Origin of the sequence: Streptomyces sp. NPDC005791, from assembly GCF_042871485.1 — a bacterium.
Lineage (GTDB): Bacteria > Actinomycetota > Actinomycetes > Streptomycetales > Streptomycetaceae > Streptomyces.
The window spans coordinates 129,915-149,249 of sequence record NZ_JBIAIP010000016.1; the positions used below are offsets into that span (position 1 = coordinate 129,915).

Below are 19,335 nucleotides of genomic sequence, written 5' to 3' on the forward strand. Positions count from 1 at the left end.
CCCAGTCCGCCACCCCGCGGCCGCCGGGCCGCGACACGGCCACGAAGCAAGGCCGCGTCACGGCCACGCCCGTGCTCTCGGGCGCAGCCGTGCACCCGGCACTCCCGTGCCGGCCTCGGTTCGCTCCCCGCCCGGCACCCACCGATCAGGCCTGTCACCCAGCCAGGTGCCGCGACGCACGGCGACACCGCACGCCCCGCCCGGCCCGTACTCCCAGGGGAGTCAACCGGGCTCCCGTCACGCAGCACCCGCTTCCGCCACAGCGACCGTCCCCAGGCGCCTTCGACACGACCCCATGAGGAGTCCGACATGACCGAAGCGATGACCAGCCCGTTAAGGAACAAGGTGGCGATCATCGGCATAGGCTGCCGGATGCCCGGCGGGGCGTCGGACCACCGGTCCTTCTGGCGTAATCTCGCGGCGGGCAAGGACTGCATCACCCCCACCCCGCCAGACCGGTACGACGTCCGCAGTCTCGGCAGCCGTCACCGGGACAAGCCGGGACGTCTGGTCGGAGGCCGGGGCGGATACATCGACGGCTTCGACGAATTCGATCCCGAGTTCTTCGGCATCAGCCCCCGCGAGGCCGATCACATGGACCCCCAGCAGCGCAAACTGCTGGAAGTCGCGTGGGAGGCCCTGGAGGACGGCGGCCAGCGGCCGGACGAGCTCGCCGGCAGTGATGTCGCGGTGTACGTGGGCGCGTTCACGCTGGACTACAAGATCCTCCAGTTCGCCGACCTGGGCTTCACCTCGCTGGCCGCGCACACAGCGACCGGGACGATGATGACCATGGTGGCGAACCGGATCTCGCACTGCTTCGACTTCCGCGGACCCAGCCTCTCGATCGACACGGCGTGCAGCTCCTCCCTGGTCGCGGTCCACCTCGCGTGCCAGGCACTGAGCCGGGGGGAGACAGGCCTCGCGCTGGCCGGCGGCACCCTTCTCCACATGGCTCCGCAGTACACCGTCGCCGAGACGAAGGGCGGTTTCCTCTCACCCGAGGGCCGCTCCCGCACCTTCGACGCCGCGGCGGACGGCTACGTACGCGCAGAAGGCGTCGGCCTGGTCGCGCTGAAACGGCTGGATGATGCCGTCCGGGACGGAGACCCCGTCCATGCCGTGATCATCGGTAGCGGAGTCAACCAGGACGGCCGCACCAACGGCATCACCGTGCCCAACGGTGAGGCGCAGACCTCCCTCGTCCGTCAGGTCTGCGCCGGGGCGGGGGTCACCCCGGGGCAGCTCCAGTACATGGAGGCGCACGGCACCTCGACCCCCGTCGGTGACCCGGTGGAGGCGAACGCGCTGGCTCGTGCCCTCGCCGAAGGGCGGGCCGTCGGGGCCCGCTGCTACGTCGGCTCGGTGAAGACCAACATCGGGCACACCGAGTCCGCCGCCGGTATCGCCGGGCTCATCAAGACGGCGCTGAGCATCGAGCACCGGGCGATCCCGCCCCACATCAACCTCGAGCGCCTCAACCCCGCCATCGACGCGGCCACCCTCCCCTATGCGATCCCCACCCGTCTGACACCGTGGCCCGAGCACGAGGGACCGGCCCGGGCGGGTGTGAACTCCTTCGGGTTCGGCGGGACCAACGCCCATGTCCTGCTGGAGGAGGCACCACCGCGTTCGCCCCGGGCACGTTCCGAGGAGGCCGGAACCGCTTCCGTGCGTACGACCGGCCCCGAGACGACCGGGCGCAGCTGGAGCATCCTGCCGCTCAGCGCCCGGCACGCGGACGCCCTGCGCGAGCGGGCCGAGGGCATCCGGGCCGAACTGGCCGGAACGGCGGACCGTCCCGCCGTGGCGCTGGACGACCTCGGCCACACCCTGGCCCACCGCCGCCAGCACCTGCCCGAGCGGCTGTCCGTCGTCTACTCCTCGCGGGAGAGCCTCGACGAGGCACTCACCGCGTACGGGCAGGGCACGCCCCACCCCCGGGTCGTACAGGACCGTCTGCGCGGAGCCGACGAACGCCGGCTCGTCTGGGTCTTCACCGGCATGGGCCCCCAATGGTGGGGCATGGGCCGCCAGCTGCTCCGCGAGGAGCCCGTGTTCGCCGAAGCCGTCACCCGGTGCGACCGCGCCCTGCGCGCACACACCGGCTGGTCCCTCCTCGCGGAGATGTCCGCGGACGAGAACACCTCCCGGATGGGAGAGACCTGGCTCGCCCAGCCCGCCAACTTCGCCGTGCAGATCGGTCTGGCAGCCCTGTGGCGGGCGTACGGGGTGCGACCGGACGCAGTGACCGGACACAGCACCGGTGAGATCGCCGCCTTCTACGAGGCCGGCGTCTACTCCCTGGAGGACGCGGCCAGAATCGTCGCGTGCCGCAGCCGCCTCCAGCACACCCTGGCCGGCACCGGAACCATGCTCGCCGTCAGCCTCACCGAGGAGGAGGCCGAGCGCCGCGTCCGCCCGTACCGGGATCGTGTGTCGGTCGCCGCGGTCAACAGCCCCACCGCTGTCACCCTCTCCGGGGAGAAGGAAGCCCTGACCCTGCTCGCCGAAGAGCTGGCGGCCGAGCAGCTCTTCGCCAAGTTCCTCTCTGTCCAAATCCCCTACCACAGCGTCACCATGGACCGCATCAAGACCGAACTTCTCACCGAACTGCGCGCACTGACGCCACGAAAGGCAACGCTGCCGCTCTACCTCACCGGTCGGGACGGGATCGCGGACGGGCGCGAACTCGACGCGGCGTACTGGTGGGAGAACGTCCGCGACCGGGTGCGCTTCCGGGCGGCCGTCGACCGGCTGGCCGACGACGGTCACCAGGTCTTCCTGGAGATCGGACCCCACCCTGTGCTCGCCCACTCCATCCGGGAGTGCCTCGCACCCCGGAAGGACGGCTGCCTGACCCTGCCCTCAATCCGCCGGCAGGAGAACGAGAGCGAGCGGTTCGCCGTCTCGCTCGCCTCGCTCCACAACCTCGGCACCGGCGTCGACTGGCACACGCTCCAGTCCACCGGACATCCCGTCACCCTGCCCCGCTACCCCTTCCGGCGCGACCGTCACTGGACGGAACCGCCGGCCGTGGCCCAGGTGCGGCTCGGCGCCATGGACCACCCGCTCCTCGGCCGCCGGACCGGCCACACCGAGCCGGCGTGGGAATCCCGACTGGACACCGAGGTCCTGCCCTACCTGGCCGACCACCGGATCCAGGACACCGTGGTCTTCCCCGCCGCCGGCTACCTGGAGATGGCCGCCCAGGCCGTCCTCCGGCTCACCGGCCGAAAGCACGTCGTCCTCGCCGACATCGATCTGCGCAAGGCACTGTTCCTGCCCGAAGGGGAGGACCGCACGGTGCGCCTCTCGCTCTCCCTGGAGGATGCCGCCTTCACGGTCGCCTCCCCGTCCGGCGCGGACGGGGAGCGGACCGTACACATCAGCGGAGTCGTCCGCACCGGACAGCACCAGGCACAACGCCGGCCGTTCGACGCCGACGCCGTCCGGGCGCTCACCGCCCGGCACTTCGACGGTCCCGCCTGCTACGCCGCGCTGGCCGCCCTCGGCTACCAGTACGGCCCCGCCTTCCAGGCCATCGAGGAGGTCTGGGTCGGCTCCACCGACGTCCTCGCCCGGATCGGTCCACCCCCGGGCGTCGGTGCAGACGCCGCACGCCACCATCTCCACCCCGCCCTGCTCGACGCCTGCTTCCAGTCCCTGCTCACCCCGCAGCTGCTGGCCGGGCGCGCGGAACCGGGCACCGGCATCAGACTGCCGCTCTCCATCGACGAGGTAGCCCTGGCCCCGGTCGGCGACCAGCCCTTCTGGGCCCACGCCACTCTCCACGCCGGCGACGGCGACACCACGCTCGGGGACATCTCCCTGTACGCCGACGACGGCACCCCGCTGGGCCGCGTCAGCGGGTTCAGGGCCACCGACGTGGAGAAGGCGGCCACCGCCGTCGCACGGAGCACCATCGACTCCTGGCTCGCCGAGACCATCTGGACGCCTGCCCCCGCCCCGACGCGCGAGGTCACCGCCGCCACCGGACCCGCCGTTCCCACCACCGGGCCGCCCACCGCCGTCACCGGGCCGTCCGCCATCGCGCAGGAGCACGGCTGGCTGGTATTCGCCGACGGCCAGGGTGTCGCCGACACCTTCGCCGCCCTCGCGAAGACCAGGGGGGAACGCTGCCACCTGGTCCGCCCCGGCGCCGCCTACGCCGCGACCGGCGGGACGTTCACCGTCGCCCCGGACTCCGAGGCCGACCTGCGCCGGCTGCTCACCGCGCTGGACCGCGACGGCGGCACCTTCCGCGGCGCCGTCCTCCACCTCTGGAACCTCGACCGGCCCACCCTCGACGGGTGCGAGCTGTCCACACTCACCGCGCACACCGGCCCCGGCAGCTACGCGCTGACCGTACTGGCCCGTGTCCTGCTCGCCCGGGGCGGCGGCGGAGCCCTGCACATCGTGACCCGGGGCGCCCAGTCCGTCCTGCCCGGCGAACACGTCGAACCCCTCGGGGCGCCCGCCTGGGGCGTCGGCCGCGTACTGCGCCACCAGGAACTCACCGGCCACCCCGGCAAACTCATCGACCTCGACCCGCGCCAGGACCCCGGGCCGGACGGGGCACGTGCGGACGCCGAAGTGCTGCTGCACGAGACGCTGACCGAGGACGAGGAGGAGATCGCCCTGCGCGGCGACAGCAGGCTCACCAGCCGTCTACGCCCCGCCGAGGGCCTCACACGTCCGTTGCCGCTCAGGCTCCGGCCCGACGGCAGCTACCTGGTCACGGGCGCCTTCGGGGCGCTCGGCCGCCTCCTGTGCCGCACGCTCGTACGCCGGGGAGCCCGCAGGCTCGTCCTGGTGGGCCGCACCCCCGTGCCGGCCAGGGAGAAATGGGGTGGCATCGGCCCGGCCACCGCCGAAGGCCGCGCCGTCGCTCTCGTGCGCGAACTGGAGGCCCTGGGTGCCCAGACGATCCTCGCCCCGCTCGACATCACCGACGAGGAGGCCCTGACCGGCTGGCTCGACGCCTACCGTCGCACCGGGCCACCCCCGCTCCGCGGCGTCTTCCACCTCGCCGGCCGAGTCCGCGACACCCTGGTCACCGAGCTGGACCGGCCGGCCTTCGACGCCGTCCACGACCCGAAGACCGTTGGTGCCTGGCTGCTGCACCGGCACCTGCGGGACGAACCTCTGGACCACTTCGTCCTCTTCGCCTCGATCGCCTCCCTGCTGACCACGGCCGGCCAGACCAACTACGCCGCCGGCAACGCCTTCCTCGACGCCCTCGCCCATCACCGCCGCGCCCAGGGGCTGCCCGCGCTGAGTCTCGACTGGGGGCCCTGGGCCACCGGAATGATCGAGGAACTGGGCCTTGTCGAGCACTACCTGCACAGCCGCGGCATGAGTTCGCTCGCCCCCGAGGCCGGGATGAACGTCCTGGAGCGCGTCATCGGCCAGGACCACGCCCAGCTCGTCGTGGCCACCGTCGTGGACTGGCCGGCCTTCCTGGCCTGGTACACCGCGCCGCCGCCGCTGGTGGCCGAGCTCGCAGCGGCCGCCGCACCGCAGGCGGGCAGCGGGTCCGACGGCACCTTCCTCGATGTCTTCACGGCCGCCGCGCCGGAGGCCCGCCGCGCCTTGGTCCTGGAGCGGTTCACCGCCCTCTCCGCCGCCGTGCTCCGCACCGGCACCGACCGCATCGACCCGGCCGAAGGGCTGGGCGGCATCGGCCTCGACTCCCTCCTCGCCATGGAACTCCGCGCCCGTATCCACGCGGAGCTCGGCGTGGCCATGCCTGTCGTCGCCCTGCTGAGCGGCAGCTCCGCCGGTGAACTCGCCGCTCAGCTCCACGATTCGCTGACGGCCCTGGCCGAGGCGGACGGCACCGGCGGTGCGGCCCGGACCACCGAGGTCCACCACGACGAACGGGAGTACCCGCTCACCCAGAACCAGAAGGCCCTCTGGTTCCTGAAGCACCTCGACCCCGACGCCTACGCCTACAACATCGGCGGGGCCGTCGAGGTGACCGTCGCCCTCGAACCGGAGCTGATGTTCGAGGCCGTCCGCAGGCTGATCGCACGCCACCCCGCCCTGCGCACCAACTTCTTCCTGGCGGACGGTCAGGCAGTGCAGCGGGTCTCCCCGAACCCGGAGCCCGACCTCGCGCTCTTCGACGTCCAGGACCAGGACTGGGAGACGATCCACCGGACCGTCGTGGCCGAGTACCGCAAACCGTACGACCTCGCACACGACCCACTCGTCCGCTTCCGGCTCTTCAAGCGCGGTCCGGAACGCTGGGTGATCATGAAGGCCGTGCACCACATCGTCTCCGATGCCATCTCCACGTTCACCTTCATCGAGGAACTCTTCGCCGTGTACGAGGCACTGCGCCAGGGCCGGGAACCGCAGCTCCCGCCGGTGCGGGCTCGTTACCTCGACTTCCTCAACGAGCAGAACCAGTTCCTCGCCGGGCCCGAGGCCGCACGGATGCTCGGCTACTGGCGCGCCCACCTGCCGGCCGAGGTGCCCCTCCTGGACCTCCCGACCGACCTGCCGCGTCCGGCCGTGCAGACACACAACGGCGCTTCCGCCTTCTTCACGCTGGACGCCGGTCTGAGTGCCCGGGTTCACGCCCTGGCGCTCACCCACCAGGTCACGCCGTTCATGGTGCTGCTCAGCGCCTACTACCTCCTCCTGCACCGCTACTCGGGACAGGACCACATCGTCGTCGGCAGTCCCGTGACCGGGCGTACCCAGCAGGACTTCGCCGCCGTCTACGGCTACTTCGTCAACCCGCTGCCCCTGCACGCCGACCTGACGGGAGACCCGACGGTCGCCCGCCTGCTGCAGCAGGTGCGGACGACGGTGCTGGGCGGCCTGGACAACCAGGAGTACCCCTTCGTCCTGCTCGTCGACGAACTCGGTCTGCAACACGACCCCAGCCGTTCCGCGGTGTTCCAGGCCATGTTCATCCTGCTCACCCACAAGGTGGCCACCGAGAAGTACGGCTACCGGCTGAAGTACATCGAACTACCGGAAGAGGAGGGCCAGTTCGATCTGACGTTGTCCGCCTACGAGGACGAGGCGGAACACCGCTTCCACTGCGTGTTCAAGTACAACACCGACCTTTTCCTCCCCGGCACCGTCCGCCGTTTGGCCTCCCACTTCACCCGGCTGCTCGACCGGATGACCCGGGCCGGGGGTGAGATGCCTGTGTCGCGGCTGGAGATGCTCGACGACCGGGAACGCGGGCAACTCCTCAAGGAGTGGAGCCGGCCCACTGCCCTGCCGGCGCCCCGGGACGGCCAGGCGCGTGAAACGGGACGCCACCTGGCCACCGTTCGTCCCGCCGGCGGCCGTCCTGCCACCGGCCGCCCCGTCACCGGCGGCGGGAGCGCCGGTCCGGTCCCGGAGGGCTTCGTGCCGGTGCACCTGAGGATCAGCCGCATGGCCGCCACCCGGCCCGAGGCCGTGGCCCTCGTCGTACCCCGCCCCGACGGCAAGGGCAGCCCGCGCCGGATGACGTACGCGACGCTGGAGCGCCAGGCCGCGGACCGGGCCCGCCGCCTGCGGGAGCTCGGAGCGGGCGCCGGATCCGTGGTCGCCGTCCTCCTGGAGAAGTCACCCGAACTGTTCGTCACCCTGCTCGCCGTACTGAAGACGGGCGCGGCCTATCTTCCGGTCCAGCCCGACCAGCCGCCGGACCGCCTCGTCAGGCTCCTGCGCATCACCGGCGCCCGGCTCGCCGTCACCGACAAGGCGTGGCCGCTGCACGGCCCCACGCACGCCGTCCGGGTGGTCACGCTCGACGAGCTGCGGACGGCCGGACCGTCCGGGAGCTGTGCACCGAGCCCTGCGGCCGGCGCCACCACCCCCGGCCCGGCTCTCCCACCCCGGCCGTGCCTCCCCGCCGACGCGGGCGCGGACGTGGGGCCGGACACCCCCGCCTACGTCATCACCACCTCCGGGTCCACCGGCACCCCCAAGGCGGTCCGGGTCTCCCACGGCAACCTCTCCTCGGTCTACTCGGCCTGGCGCCTGACGTACCGTCTGGAGCGGGACGTCAGGGTGCACCTCCAGATGGCCGGCCCCGCGTTCGACGTGTTCACCGGCGACCTGGTGCGTGCGCTCTGCTCGGGCGGCACCCTCGTCCTGGCCGACCGCGACCTCCTCTTCGACACCCCGAGACTGCACACGACGATGCGTCAGGAGGGCGTCGACTGCGCCGAGTTCGTCCCGGCCGTGGTCCGCGGCCTGATGGACCACTGCACTCGGGAAGGGCTGCGCCTGGACTTCCTGCGGTTGCTCGTCGTCGGCTCCGACGCGTGGAGCGTGGGGGAGTACCGGCGTCTGGGCGAGCTGTGCGGCCCGGACACCCGCCTCGTCAACTCCTACGGCCTGACCGAGGCGACCATCGACAGCGCGTACTTCGAAGGGCCCACCGACGACCTGGAACCCGGCCGTATGGTGCCGATCGGCCGCCCTCTGCCTCACAGCACCCTCCACGTCCTCGACGTCCACGGCGAACCGGTGCCACCGGGCGTCCCCGGCGAACTGTGGATCGGCGGTGACGGCGTGGCCCTCGGATACGCCGCCGACCCGGAACAGACCGCCCTCCGCTTCGTCACCCGCACCCTCGGCCGCGAACCGGGCGCCGTGCCGGAGCGGCTCTACCGCACGGGCGACCTGGCGCGCTGGGACGCTCACGGCCGGGTGCACCTGCTCGGCCGCGCCGACGGCCAGGTGAAGCTGCGCGGCCACCGGATCGAGACCGGCGAGGTCGAGGCCCATCTGGACAGCTGGCCCGCACTCACCGCGGCCGCGGTCACGGTCCGCACCGACACCCAGGGGGAACCCGCGCTCTGCGCCTACTGCGTGCCGGCTCCCGGCAGCACGCTCGACGAGCGGGCCCTGCGACGGCACCTGGCCGGCTCCCTGCCCTCGTACATGATCCCGGCCCACTTCGTCGCCGTGCCCCGGCTGCCGCTGACAGCCAACGGCAAGGTCGACCTCGCCGCACTCCCCGCTCCCACGGCCCGGACAGGACAGCGGCCCCACGAGGCGCCGGTGACGCTCTACGAGAAGAGCGTTGCCCAGCACTGGCAGACCCTGCTCGGCCTCGAACAGGCAGGACTCGAAGACGACTTCTTCGAATCCGGCGGCAGCTCGGTCAAGCTCATCGAACTCCTGCACCACCTGCGCACCGAGTTCGGGGTCACCGTCCCCGTCAGCCGGCTGTACCGCACCACCACCCTGCACGGCATGGCCGCGGCCGTGCAGGACGTCCTGCACGGCACGGCCGCCGAGGAACTGCCCTACCTCACCTTCAACGACGGACGGACCCCGCACCTCTTCGCCTTCCCGCCGGCCGGCGGACACGGCCTCGTCTACCGGGGACTGGCCACCCACCTCCCGGAATACACCGTCATCGGCTTCAACTACCTTCCAGGTGACGACAAGGTGGCGCGGTACGCGGACCTCGTGGCGTCCGCCCGGCCGGACGGCCCCTGGCTGCTCCTCGGCTACTCACTGGGCGGCAACCTCGCCTTCGAGACGGCCAAGGAACTCGAACGCCGCGGACGCCAGGTGGCCCATGTGGTCGTCCTCGACTCGCGTCGCATCCTCCAGGCCTACGAACCGGGTGACGACGGCGTCCAGGCCTTCGAGGCGGAACTCGCCGAGCACCTGAGCAAGCACACCGGGTCCGACGTCGTCACCGCGGAGACACTCGCCCACGCCGCGGAGTACCTGACCTTCTGCGGACGTACCCCCAACACCGGAAGGATCACCGGCCAGGTCAGCGTCATCACTGACGAGGAGAAGGAATCACTCCACGCGCCGGGCACACCGGGCGCCTGGCACGGCAGTTCCGTCGCCGACACGCTCGTGCTGCGTGGGTCCGGCCGGCACGCCGACATGCTCGACCCAGGGCATCTCGCACGGAACGCGGACCTGGTCCGCGGCCTGCTGGCGGGAGGCGCGGGCCATGACGGCTGACGACGACACCACCACGGACGACTGGGGCCGCCCGGAACGCCGGCCCGGTACGCCACCCCGCGTCCTCGTGATCGGCGCGGGCGTGGCCGGCCTCTCCACCGCCTGCTACGCGCAGATGAGTGGAGCCGCGACCCGTGTGCTCGAGAAACACGTGCTGCCCGGCGGCTGCTGCACCGCGTGGTCGCGCGAAGGGTACCTCTTCGACTACTGCATCGAGTGGCTGATCGGCACCGCCCCGGGGAACGACGCCCATCAGGTGTGGCGCGAACTCGGCGCGTTCGACGGCAAGACGATGACCAACTTCGAGGTGTTCAACACGGTCGAGGACGAGCACGGCCGCTCGGTGCACTTCTACAACGACCCGGACCGGCTGGAAGCCCACCTGCTGGAGGTCTCCCCCCTCGACACCTTGCCCGTCCGGGCGTTCACCCGGGACCTGAGACGGTTCACCCGGATCGAGCTGTACCCCTTCCTGACCGCACCGGCCCTGCGCACCGTCAGGGAAAGGGCGGCGCTGCTGCGGACGGTGCTCCCCGCCTTCCGGCTGTTCTGGCGGACCGCCGCGACCCCGATGAGCGCCTTCGCCGACACCTTCCAGGACCCGCTGTTGCGGAAGGCTTTCCGGAACATCTTCTTCCAGGACCCGGAAGGCTTCCCCCTCCTGCCGTACCTGTTCAACATGGCGGCCGCCCACCACGGCAACGCGGGCTTCCCCCAGGGCGGATCGCTCGGCCTCGCCCGCTCCGTCGAGGAGCGCTACCTGGGCCTGGGCGGCCGGGTGGACTACCGGGCACGCGTCGAGAAGATCCTGGTCGCCGGCGGCGCCGGGGAACGTGGGGGCGACCGGGCGGCCGGGGTCGAACTCCGCGACGGCCGGCGGTACTACGCCGACCACGTCGTCTCCGCCTGTGACGGCCGCACCACCCTTCACGGACTGCTGGACGGCCGGTACACGAGCCCGCGCATCGAGCAGTTGTACACCGAGCTGCTCCAGCGCCCCGGCACGCTCTTCCCCGCGGTCGTCTCCGCCTTCGCGGGCATCAGGGGCCCCTACGACCCGCGGCAGTCGCACAGCACCACTCACCTCCTGCCGCCCCAGGACGCCGCACGGCTGCCCGGCGCCCTCCAGGAGAGCCTGGTCGTGCAGGTGCGCTCCCGGTACTCCGACGGTTTCGCCCCGCCCGGCCACTCGGTCGTGCACTGCACCTACTTCAGCGACTACACGTACTGGAAGGAACTCCGCACCCGTGACCGCAGGGAGTACCGCGCCCGTAAGCGCCAGGTGGCCGACTTCGTCCGCTCCTTCCTGGAACGCCGTACGCCGGGGCTCGCGGGCCGCATCGAACTCGTCGACGTGGCCACGCCGGCGACGACACACCGGTACACCGGCAACCACGACGGTTCCATCCTCGCGTGGAAGGCGTTCTCGGACGCCGATGACGTCGCGTCCCGGCTGGTCGGCAAGGACCGCATGCGGCTGCCCGGCCTCAGCGGTTTCTCCATGGCCGGCCAGTGGGTGGGCATGGGCGGTCTGATCCGCGCCGCCTCCACGGGCCGCTTCGCCGCCCAGTACCTCTGCCAGGAGCTGGGCCTGGACTTCCGGGCCTGGAAGAGCGAGGGCGCCGAACCCTGGCACCCGGGGAAGCTGGGCCGCCTGCCGCAGCTCGACCGATGGTCCGCACGGGAGGAGACCGGCTCATGAGCGACCGAAGGAAGAGGGCGGCCCGCGGCATCGCGGCCCGCCCCAGAGAAACGATGATCATCATCGGGGCGGGTCTCGGCGGGCTCTCCACCGGCTGCTACGCGCAGATGAACGGCTACCGCACCCGGATCGTGGAGATGCACGAACTGCCCGGCGGCTGCTGCACCGCCTGGGACCGCGGTGACTACACCCTGGACCCGTGCGTCAGCTGGCTCCTCGGCAGCGGACCAGGCAATGAGATGCACCAGATCTGGCTGGAGCTCGGCGCGCTCCAGGGCAAGGAGGTACGCCACTTCGACGTGTTCAACATCGTCCGCGGCCAGGACGGGCGGGCCGTCCACTTCTACTCCGACCCGGACCGGCTGGAGGAGCACCTGATCCAGCTCTCGCCTGCCGACGCCCGCCCGGTGAAGAAGTTCTGCGCCCAGCTGCGCTCCTTCCGCAAGGCCTTGACGGTCTACCCGTTCCTCAGGCCCGTCGGACTGATGAGCCGCACCGAACGCTGGCGGATGCTCGCCTCGTTCCTCCCGTACGTCAACACCGTGCGCACCACGATCAACGTGCTGATGGCCGACTACTCCGCGCGGTTCAAGGATCCGCTCCTGCGCGAGGCGTTCAACTTCATCCTCTACGAGAAGCACCCGGCGTTCCCCGTGCTGCCCTTCCACTTCCAGCTCGCCTCGCACGCCAACCTGTCGGCCGGTGTGCCGGAGGGCGGCTCGCTCGGGCTGGCCCGGTCGATCGAGAACCGCTACCTGCGGCTGGGCGGTGAGGTCTCGTACAACACCAAGGCCGACAAGGTGCTCGTGGAGGAGGACCGGGCGGTCGGGGTACGGCTCAGTGACGGACGCGAACTGCGCGCCGACATCGTGGTGTCCGCCTGTGACGGCCACACCACCACCATGCGATTTCTCGAAGGCCGCTACCTCGACGACACCTACCGGCGCCTGTACACGAAGACCATCCACGAACCGGGCATGGTCTTCCCGGGCTACTTCACTCTCTTCCTCGGTCTCTCCCGCCCGTTCCCCGAGGGCGACCCCTGCACGACCTACCTCCTCGACGACGCCACGGCGGCCGAACTCACCGGTCTGCGTCACCCCAGCATCAACGTGCAGTTCCGCAGCAGGCACTACCCCGAGCTCTCCCCGGACGGCACCACCGTCGTCTACGTGACCTACTTCTGCGACATCGCCCCCTGGCGGGCCCTGGACGAGGGAGCGGAGCAGGTGACCCGGGCCCGTGGCGGCGAGGAACTCCACACGCTCCCCGTGCGGCACGGACGCGGCTACTACGCGGCGAAACGCCGGGCGCGCGAGGCCCTGGTGGACTTCCTCGAGCAGCGCTTTCCCGGGATGCGGGACGCCATCGCCGTCCGCGACGTGTCGAGCCCGCTCACCCAGGTCCGCTACACCGGCAACCACGACGGCACCGTCCTCGGCTGGCAGCCCTTCGTGGAGAGCGGCGAGACGCTGGAACAGCTCGTCGAACAGCACGGTCCGGGGCTTCCCGGTCTACGCGACTTCTACCAGTCCGGGGTGTGGGCCACGACCGGGGGGCTGATCCGGGCGGCAGCGGCCGGACGCCATGTCATGCAGTTCGTCTGCCGCGACGACGGGCGCACCTTCACCGCCTCGGTGGACCACACGGCACCGCCACCCACCCACCGTGTCATTCCCGTACGGACACGCTCGGGTCCCCTGCTGCCGCCTGCCACCCCCGGCGGCGACAACGGCACCGGGGCTCCCGCGCGGGCAGAGAGGACAGGGGAACGCCGATGAGGGTCCAGAAGTGGGTGGTCCGCGCACACGTGGAAGGCGTGCCCGACGTGGGCCGGATCTACGAGAAGGTCGTCGAGGACCTGGACGTGACCCTCGGGCCCGATGAGATGCTCCTGCGCACCCTCTACATCTCCGTCGACCCCTACCTCCAGGGCATCACCCTGGACACACCGCTCGGCAGTCACATGGGCGCCGACTCGATCATGGAAGTGGTCGAGGCGGGACCGCGCGCCGCCCACCGGCCCGGCGACCTGCTCCAGGGGTTCGGAGGCTGGCGCACCCACCTCGTCAGCACGGGAGCGGCCGAACTGTGGCAGACCGGTACCTTCCCCATGGTCTTCCCCGCATACCGTCGGCTGGACCCGGCCCACTACGACGACGCCCTGCCGCTGCCCACCGCACTCAGCGTGATGGGCGGGCCCGGGATGACGGCCTGGGGAACCCTCACCACCTACATGACGGTCAACCCAGGTGACACCGTCGTGGTCAGCGGAGCCTCCGGACCGGTGGGGACGCTCGTGGGCCAGCTCGCGGCCCGCGCGGGCGGCCGGGTCGTCGGCACCACCTCCTCCCCGAGCAAGGCCGCCTACCTCACCGCGCTCGGTTTCGACGAGGTCGTCACCTACCGGCACGGTGACAGCGCGAGCACCGTACGCCAGGCGCTTTCCAGGGCCGCACCCGACGGCGTCGACCGCTACTTCGACAACCTGGGCGGGGCCGTCACCGACGCCGTCTTCTCCATGCTCAACGTCGGCAGCCAAGTGGCCGTGTGCTGGCAGTGGGCGACCCAGGTGGGCAACGAGGACGTCGGACCGAGACTCCTGCCGTACCTCATGTTCCCCCGGGCCACGGTGCGCGGGATCTTCTCGATGGAGTGGTTCACCGAAGAGAACTGGGCGCGGCTCCACTCCGATCTGGGTGCCAGGGTACGGCGCGGCGAGATCGTCTGCGACCACACCCTCCACCACGGTTTCGACGCCGTCCCCGCCGCCTACGACAGCCTCTTCCAGGACCGGCGAACCCACCGCGGGAAGGTTCTGGTCGCCCTGTGAGACCGCCCGCCGCCTCTGCCCGCTCCCGACCCGTACGTCGAACGGCACACCCCCATGGCCCTGGAGGCACCGTTGACCAGCACCCCACCCCCCGGCCTCCCCACGGACGCCCAGGTCCCCCTGCACCGCCTGCACTTCGACGAGCCCGGTCCGCCCCGCACCTTCGTACAGCCGGACGGTTCCGTGGCCTGGCTGGTCAGCAGGTACGCCGACGTGCGTCAGGTGCTCTCCGACCCCCGCTTCGGCCGCGCCGAGCTGTACGCGCCCGAGGCACCCGCGCTCACCGGCGTGCCCGAGATCGTGAACGACCCGGACCTGATGTTCAACCAGGACGGCCCCGGCCATCTGCGGCTCCGGCGCACCCTGCGCAAGGCGTTCACTCCGCGGGCCGTGGCCGGCTGGCAGCCGTGGATCACCGCGATCGTCGAAGAGCTGCTGGACCGTCTGGCCACGGCCGGCCGCCCCGTGGACATCGTGGCGGCGTACACCCGCCCGTTGCCGGTGGCGGTCATCAGCCGGCTGATGGGACTCGACGGGACGTCCCAGGAACGGATGCGGCACTGGAGCGAACACGCCTTCTCCGACGGCTCGCACGCCGACCGAGACGTCGAGTCGGCCCTGGCGGAGTTCAGTGCCTTCGGCGGCAGGCTGCTGGAGGAGCGGCGGCGCAACCCCGGCGACGACCTGATCAGCGGCTTGGTCCGGTCGGCCGCCGAAGAGGAGGACGAAATCCCTGAAGCACAACTGGTCAGCCTGGTCTGTGGACTTGTCGTCGGCGGCCATGACAGCACCATGACGATGCTCGGCAACTGCCTCCTCTACCTCCTCGGGGAACGCCCTGAGACATGGGCCCGGCTGGGCGCGGACGAGGAGGCGGCGGGCACCGCCGCCGACCGGCTGCTCCACCTCGTTCCGCTGGGGGACGACCGGGGCACGGCCCGGTACGCCTCGGCCGATCTCGACGTCGGCGACGTGACGATCCCGGCCGGTGCGGTCGTGGTCGCGGACTGTGGCATGGCCAACCGCGACCCGGCCGTCTTCGCGCACGCCCGCCTCGACGACCTGTTCCGCCCGCTCCCGGCGCCGACCCTGGCCTTCGGCGCGGGCGCGCACTACTGCCTGGGCGCCTGGCTGGCCCGTACGGAACTGCGCACCGGCCTGCACAGGCTCGCGTCCCGCCTCCCGGGGCTCCGGCTGGCCCAGGACCCGGACAGCGTCGAGTGGCGCACGGGAAGCACCTCACGCAGCCCGCGCGGCCTGGCCGTCACCTGGTAGCCGCACCGTCCCCCGGAGTCGGCCCCGTACCCGAACGGTATGACCGGCCGCCTGCTCGGCATGGTGATCCACCAGGCCACCGGTCAGTCCCGTCCATGCCTGCCGCTTCTTCGGCCCGGGGGAGGGTGTGCCGCACCGATGCGAGAGGGAATCATGTCGGCGTAATCTTCGCCGCACTGTCGGATTCGGCAGAGGCCCTTCGTCGTCCTCATGAAACGTCCGGAAGGAGAACGGTCATGAAGTACGTGTTGTTCGTCGCCACCGACCCCACTGGAGAGTCGACCGACGAGAACCCGGGGGCCTGGGTCGACAAGTGGAGCGATCGCGGCGTCCGTGTGGAGGGGATGCCGCTCAAGCCGGTCGCCGAGACCAGGACACTGCGCGTCCGAGGAGACCGTGTGCTGGTCACTGACGGCCCGTTCGCCGAGACGACCGAGTGGATCGCCGGCTACGACCTCTTGGAGGCCGCCGACCTCGACGAGGCGATCGAGGTCGCTGCCTCGCACCCGATGGCGACCGGCGGACGCATCGAGATCCGGCCGGTTGCACCGCTCGATCTCGGGCCGGGTACCGAGAACCTCCCGCACACGGGTGGCACGCCCGCCTCCCGCTTCCTCGGCATCCTGCGGACGGACCCCAGCGCGCCTTCCTTCACGCCCGACCCCGCCGCAGTGGCCGAGTGGGTCCGCGACGGTCTCGCTTCCGGCCGCTACCTCGGCGGCTGGCACCTGCGTCCCGTCCAGGACGCCACCCTCGTGCGCCGCCGCGGAGGGGAGCTGCTGGTCACGGACGGGGCGTACGTGGACGTGCCGGAGTGGGTGTCCGGCATCGTGTTCATCGACGGCGTGGGGGAGGAAGCGATCGACTACCTCTCCCGCTGTCCCATGGCGCGGTCCGGGATCGTCGAACTGCGTGAGTTCTGGACCGACTTCTCGTGAAGGCCGGGCCGGCGGAGGTGCGGGCGGCGCTCGCCGAGACGTACCGGGGCGAGTGGGGCGTGGTCTTCGGCACGATCGTGCGCCTGACCGGCGACTGGGAGTTGGCCGAGGACTGTGCGCAGGAGGCGTTCGCCCGCGCCCTGCCGGCCTGGGAGCGTGACGGCGTGCCGCGCAAGCCGGGGGCGTGGTTGGTGACCACCGCCCGGCACCGCGCCCTCGACGCGCTGCGTCGTCGAACGGCCGAGCGAGGGAAGCTCGCCGAGGTCGCCGCGATCGAGGCGGTCCGTGAACTGCGGCCGCCCGGAGATGAGAGGCTGCGGCTGGTGTTCACCTGCTGCCACCCGGCGCTCCCTCTTGAATCCCGGGTGGCACTGACCCTCCGGGCGGTCGGCGGCCTCACCACGCGTGAGATCGCCCGCGCCTTCCTGGTCGGCGAGGACACCGTGTCGCAGCGGATCCTGCGCGCCAAACGCAAGATCGCGGCGGCAGGAATCCCTTACAGGGTGCCGCCTCCGGGCGCGCGTGCTGCACGGCTGGACGGAGTTCTCGCCGTCATCTACCTCGTGTTCACCGAGGGGTACGCGCCCAGCGCCGGAAAGACGACCCGCGACCGCCTGGCCGAGGAGGCCATCAGGCTCGCCCGGCTCGTCGCGGCCGAGGCACCGGACGAGCCGGAAGCGCGAGGGTTGCTCGGACTGCTTCTGCTCCAGCATTCCAGACGTGCCGCCCGGCTCGACGCGGACGGCGGGCTGGTCACGCTGGAACACCAGGACCGGACACGATGGGACCACGCCCTCGTCGCCGAGGGAGAGGCCCTTGCGCGCGAGGCGGTCGCGGCGGGCGGCCCTTACGCGCTCCAAGCGGCGATCGCCGCGCAGCACGCCCTCGCCCCGGTCGCCGCCGCGACCGACTGGGGGGCGATCGTGGCTCTGTACGATCGTCTCCTCGCCCTCCGTACGAACCCGGTCGTGGCGCTCAACCGTGCGGTCGCTCTCGGCATGCGCGACGGCCCACGAGCCCAGCTGGCTGCCGTCGACGCGCTGGGAACGCCGAAGGAGCTGGACGGCAACCACGCCCTGCCCGCCGTCCGCGCGGACGCGCTGCGCCGCCTCGGTCGTACCCGCGAGGCCGCGGAGGCGTACCGGCTGGCGATCAACGTCGCCCCGAACGGTGCGATCGCCCGGGAGTACGCGGCGCGGGCCGCCGAGCTGGGAACCTCACCTACCGTAACCGGCAGCCGCCCCTGAGACCTGCTCAGCCTGCCTTCACGGTGGCTTCTCCCCGCACGTGATCTCCGGACGCTGCCTCGACGGGGGGCGTCCGGGGCCTGCCCGCAGAATCAGATGAAGGGAACGTTTCGCTGTGAGTGATGACGACCACGAAGACATTCTCGACCGGGTTGCCAGGGGGCTCGTCTACACAGAGTCCGAAGCGGCCTTCCTGGCCCCCTGCCGCCGCACGGATCACATCTTCGACTACAACCGAACACCGCCGGGCGAAACGGAGAGACGCCGGTCGCTACTCGTGGAGATCTTCGGATCCGTCGGCGAACGCACGGTGCTGCTCGCACCGTTCCACGCCGCGTTCGGCAGCAACGTCCACATAGGTGACGACTTCTTCGGAAACGTGAACGTGACTTTCGTCGATGACGTGGACATTCGTATAGGCAACGACGTCATGATCGCTCCCAGCGTGACTCTGACCACGACAGGGCACCCGGTGCACCCCTCGCGACGCGAGGACTTCGGGCGGTTCTCCGAACCGATCGTGATCGAGGACAACGTGTGGATCGGCAGCAACGCGGTGATCCTGCCCGGCGTACGGATCGGCTACGGGTCGGTCATCGGAGCCGGCAGCGTCGTCAGCCGCAGCATCCCTCCGATGAGTGTCGCGTTCGGGACGCCATGCCGGGTGGTGCGACCCATCACGGACGAGGACCTCGCCACACGTGCCGGAACGTAGGTCAGGTCAGCGCGGCCACCGTCGCGTCGGACGGTTGCAGCGCTGCGCAGTGCTGCGGGGAGGAGGAAGCCATGGTGAGTGTCGCGTTGTTCCACTCAGTTCTCGGACTGCGCCCGGTCGAACTTCTCGCCGCCGAGCGACTGCGACGCGCCGGACATGAGGTCGTCACGCCCGACCTCTTCGGCCGCGAGACCGCAGCCACTGTGGGGGGAGGGTTCCGGCTGGTCGAACGCATCGGGTGGGAAACGGTGGTCCATCGCGCCCGACAGAGCCTCAGCGGTATGCCGGACGGGACCGTACTCACCGGCCTCTCCATGGGCGCAGGCGTCGTCGCCGAGCTTTGGCCCGAGCGCCCGGAGACCGGCGGCGTCCTCCTTCTGCACGCCACCGTCGCCCTCCCCGCCTCCGCGCGCCCGGGTCTCAGAATGCAGATGCACGTGGCAGAACCTGACGACTTCGCACTGCCCGAGAACATGGCCGCACTCCGTCGAGCGGCGACGGAGAAGCACATCCGTCTCGAGATTTTCCGCTATCCGGGTGTCGGCCATTTCTACACCGACTTCGAGCATCCCGACCACAACCCGGTTGCTGCGGAGCTGACCTGGAACCGCGCGCTGGACTTCCTCGGGTGACTGGCCGTCCGTAAGTGATCGATGCGGATGTGCAGTGGG

At 71.1% G+C, this 19,335-nt stretch carries 9 protein-coding genes; all 9 read left to right on the forward strand.

All coding sequences use genetic code 11. From position 1 onward, the window contains the following. Nucleotides 1-309: 309 nt before the first annotated feature. The 9 genes from ACFYSH_RS27925 (at nucleotide 310) to ACFYSH_RS27965 (ending at nucleotide 19,296) form a co-directional block, all read left to right on the forward strand. Nucleotides 310-9,954 carry an amino acid adenylation domain-containing protein gene (locus ACFYSH_RS27925; protein WP_388756119.1) on the forward strand — a complete coding sequence of 3,215 codons (9,645 nt, stop codon included), beginning with the start codon at nucleotides 310-312 and terminating at the stop codon, nucleotides 9,952-9,954. Continuing rightward, the gene (locus ACFYSH_RS27930; RefSeq protein ID WP_359473574.1) at nucleotides 9,944-11,656 is read left to right on the forward strand and encodes an NAD(P)/FAD-dependent oxidoreductase; all 1,713 of its coding nucleotides are present in this window, start codon (nucleotides 9,944-9,946) and stop codon (nucleotides 11,654-11,656) included. Before ACFYSH_RS27925 ends, ACFYSH_RS27930 begins: the two co-directional genes overlap by 11 nt. After that, on the forward strand, nucleotides 11,653-13,437 hold the full coding sequence (locus tag ACFYSH_RS27935; protein ID WP_359473576.1) for an NAD(P)/FAD-dependent oxidoreductase: 1,785 nt from the start codon (nucleotides 11,653-11,655) through the stop codon (nucleotides 13,435-13,437). The genes ACFYSH_RS27930 and ACFYSH_RS27935 overlap by 4 nt, the downstream gene beginning before the upstream one ends. After that, complete coding sequence (locus tag ACFYSH_RS27940) at nucleotides 13,434-14,489, forward strand: NADP-dependent oxidoreductase (RefSeq protein WP_359473578.1); 1,056 nt, start codon at nucleotides 13,434-13,436, stop codon at nucleotides 14,487-14,489. Before ACFYSH_RS27935 ends, ACFYSH_RS27940 begins: the two co-directional genes overlap by 4 nt. A gap of 72 nt (nucleotides 14,490-14,561) precedes the next feature. Then, on the forward strand, nucleotides 14,562-15,764 hold the full coding sequence (locus ACFYSH_RS27945; RefSeq protein ID WP_388756122.1) for a cytochrome P450: 1,203 nt from the start codon (nucleotides 14,562-14,564) through the stop codon (nucleotides 15,762-15,764). Between the two features lie 236 nt (nucleotides 15,765-16,000). Next, nucleotides 16,001-16,702 (forward strand): YciI family protein, encoded by a 702-nt coding sequence (locus ACFYSH_RS27950; RefSeq protein ID WP_359473584.1) that lies wholly within the window; start codon nucleotides 16,001-16,003, stop codon nucleotides 16,700-16,702. Next, nucleotides 16,699-17,949: a sigma-70 family RNA polymerase sigma factor gene (locus ACFYSH_RS27955; RefSeq protein ID WP_359473587.1), complete on the forward strand. Its 1,251-nt coding sequence runs from the start codon at nucleotides 16,699-16,701 to the stop codon at nucleotides 17,947-17,949. Before ACFYSH_RS27950 ends, ACFYSH_RS27955 begins: the two co-directional genes overlap by 4 nt. A 115-nt stretch (nucleotides 17,950-18,064) precedes the next feature. Further along, nucleotides 18,065-18,664 carry a sugar O-acetyltransferase gene (locus tag ACFYSH_RS27960; protein ID WP_388756126.1) on the forward strand — a complete coding sequence of 200 codons (600 nt, stop codon included), beginning with the start codon at nucleotides 18,065-18,067 and terminating at the stop codon, nucleotides 18,662-18,664. Between the two features lie 71 nt (nucleotides 18,665-18,735). After that, the gene (locus ACFYSH_RS27965; protein ID WP_359473593.1) at nucleotides 18,736-19,296 is read left to right on the forward strand and encodes a dienelactone hydrolase family protein; all 561 of its coding nucleotides are present in this window, start codon (nucleotides 18,736-18,738) and stop codon (nucleotides 19,294-19,296) included. Nucleotides 19,297-19,335 lie beyond the last annotated feature (39 nt).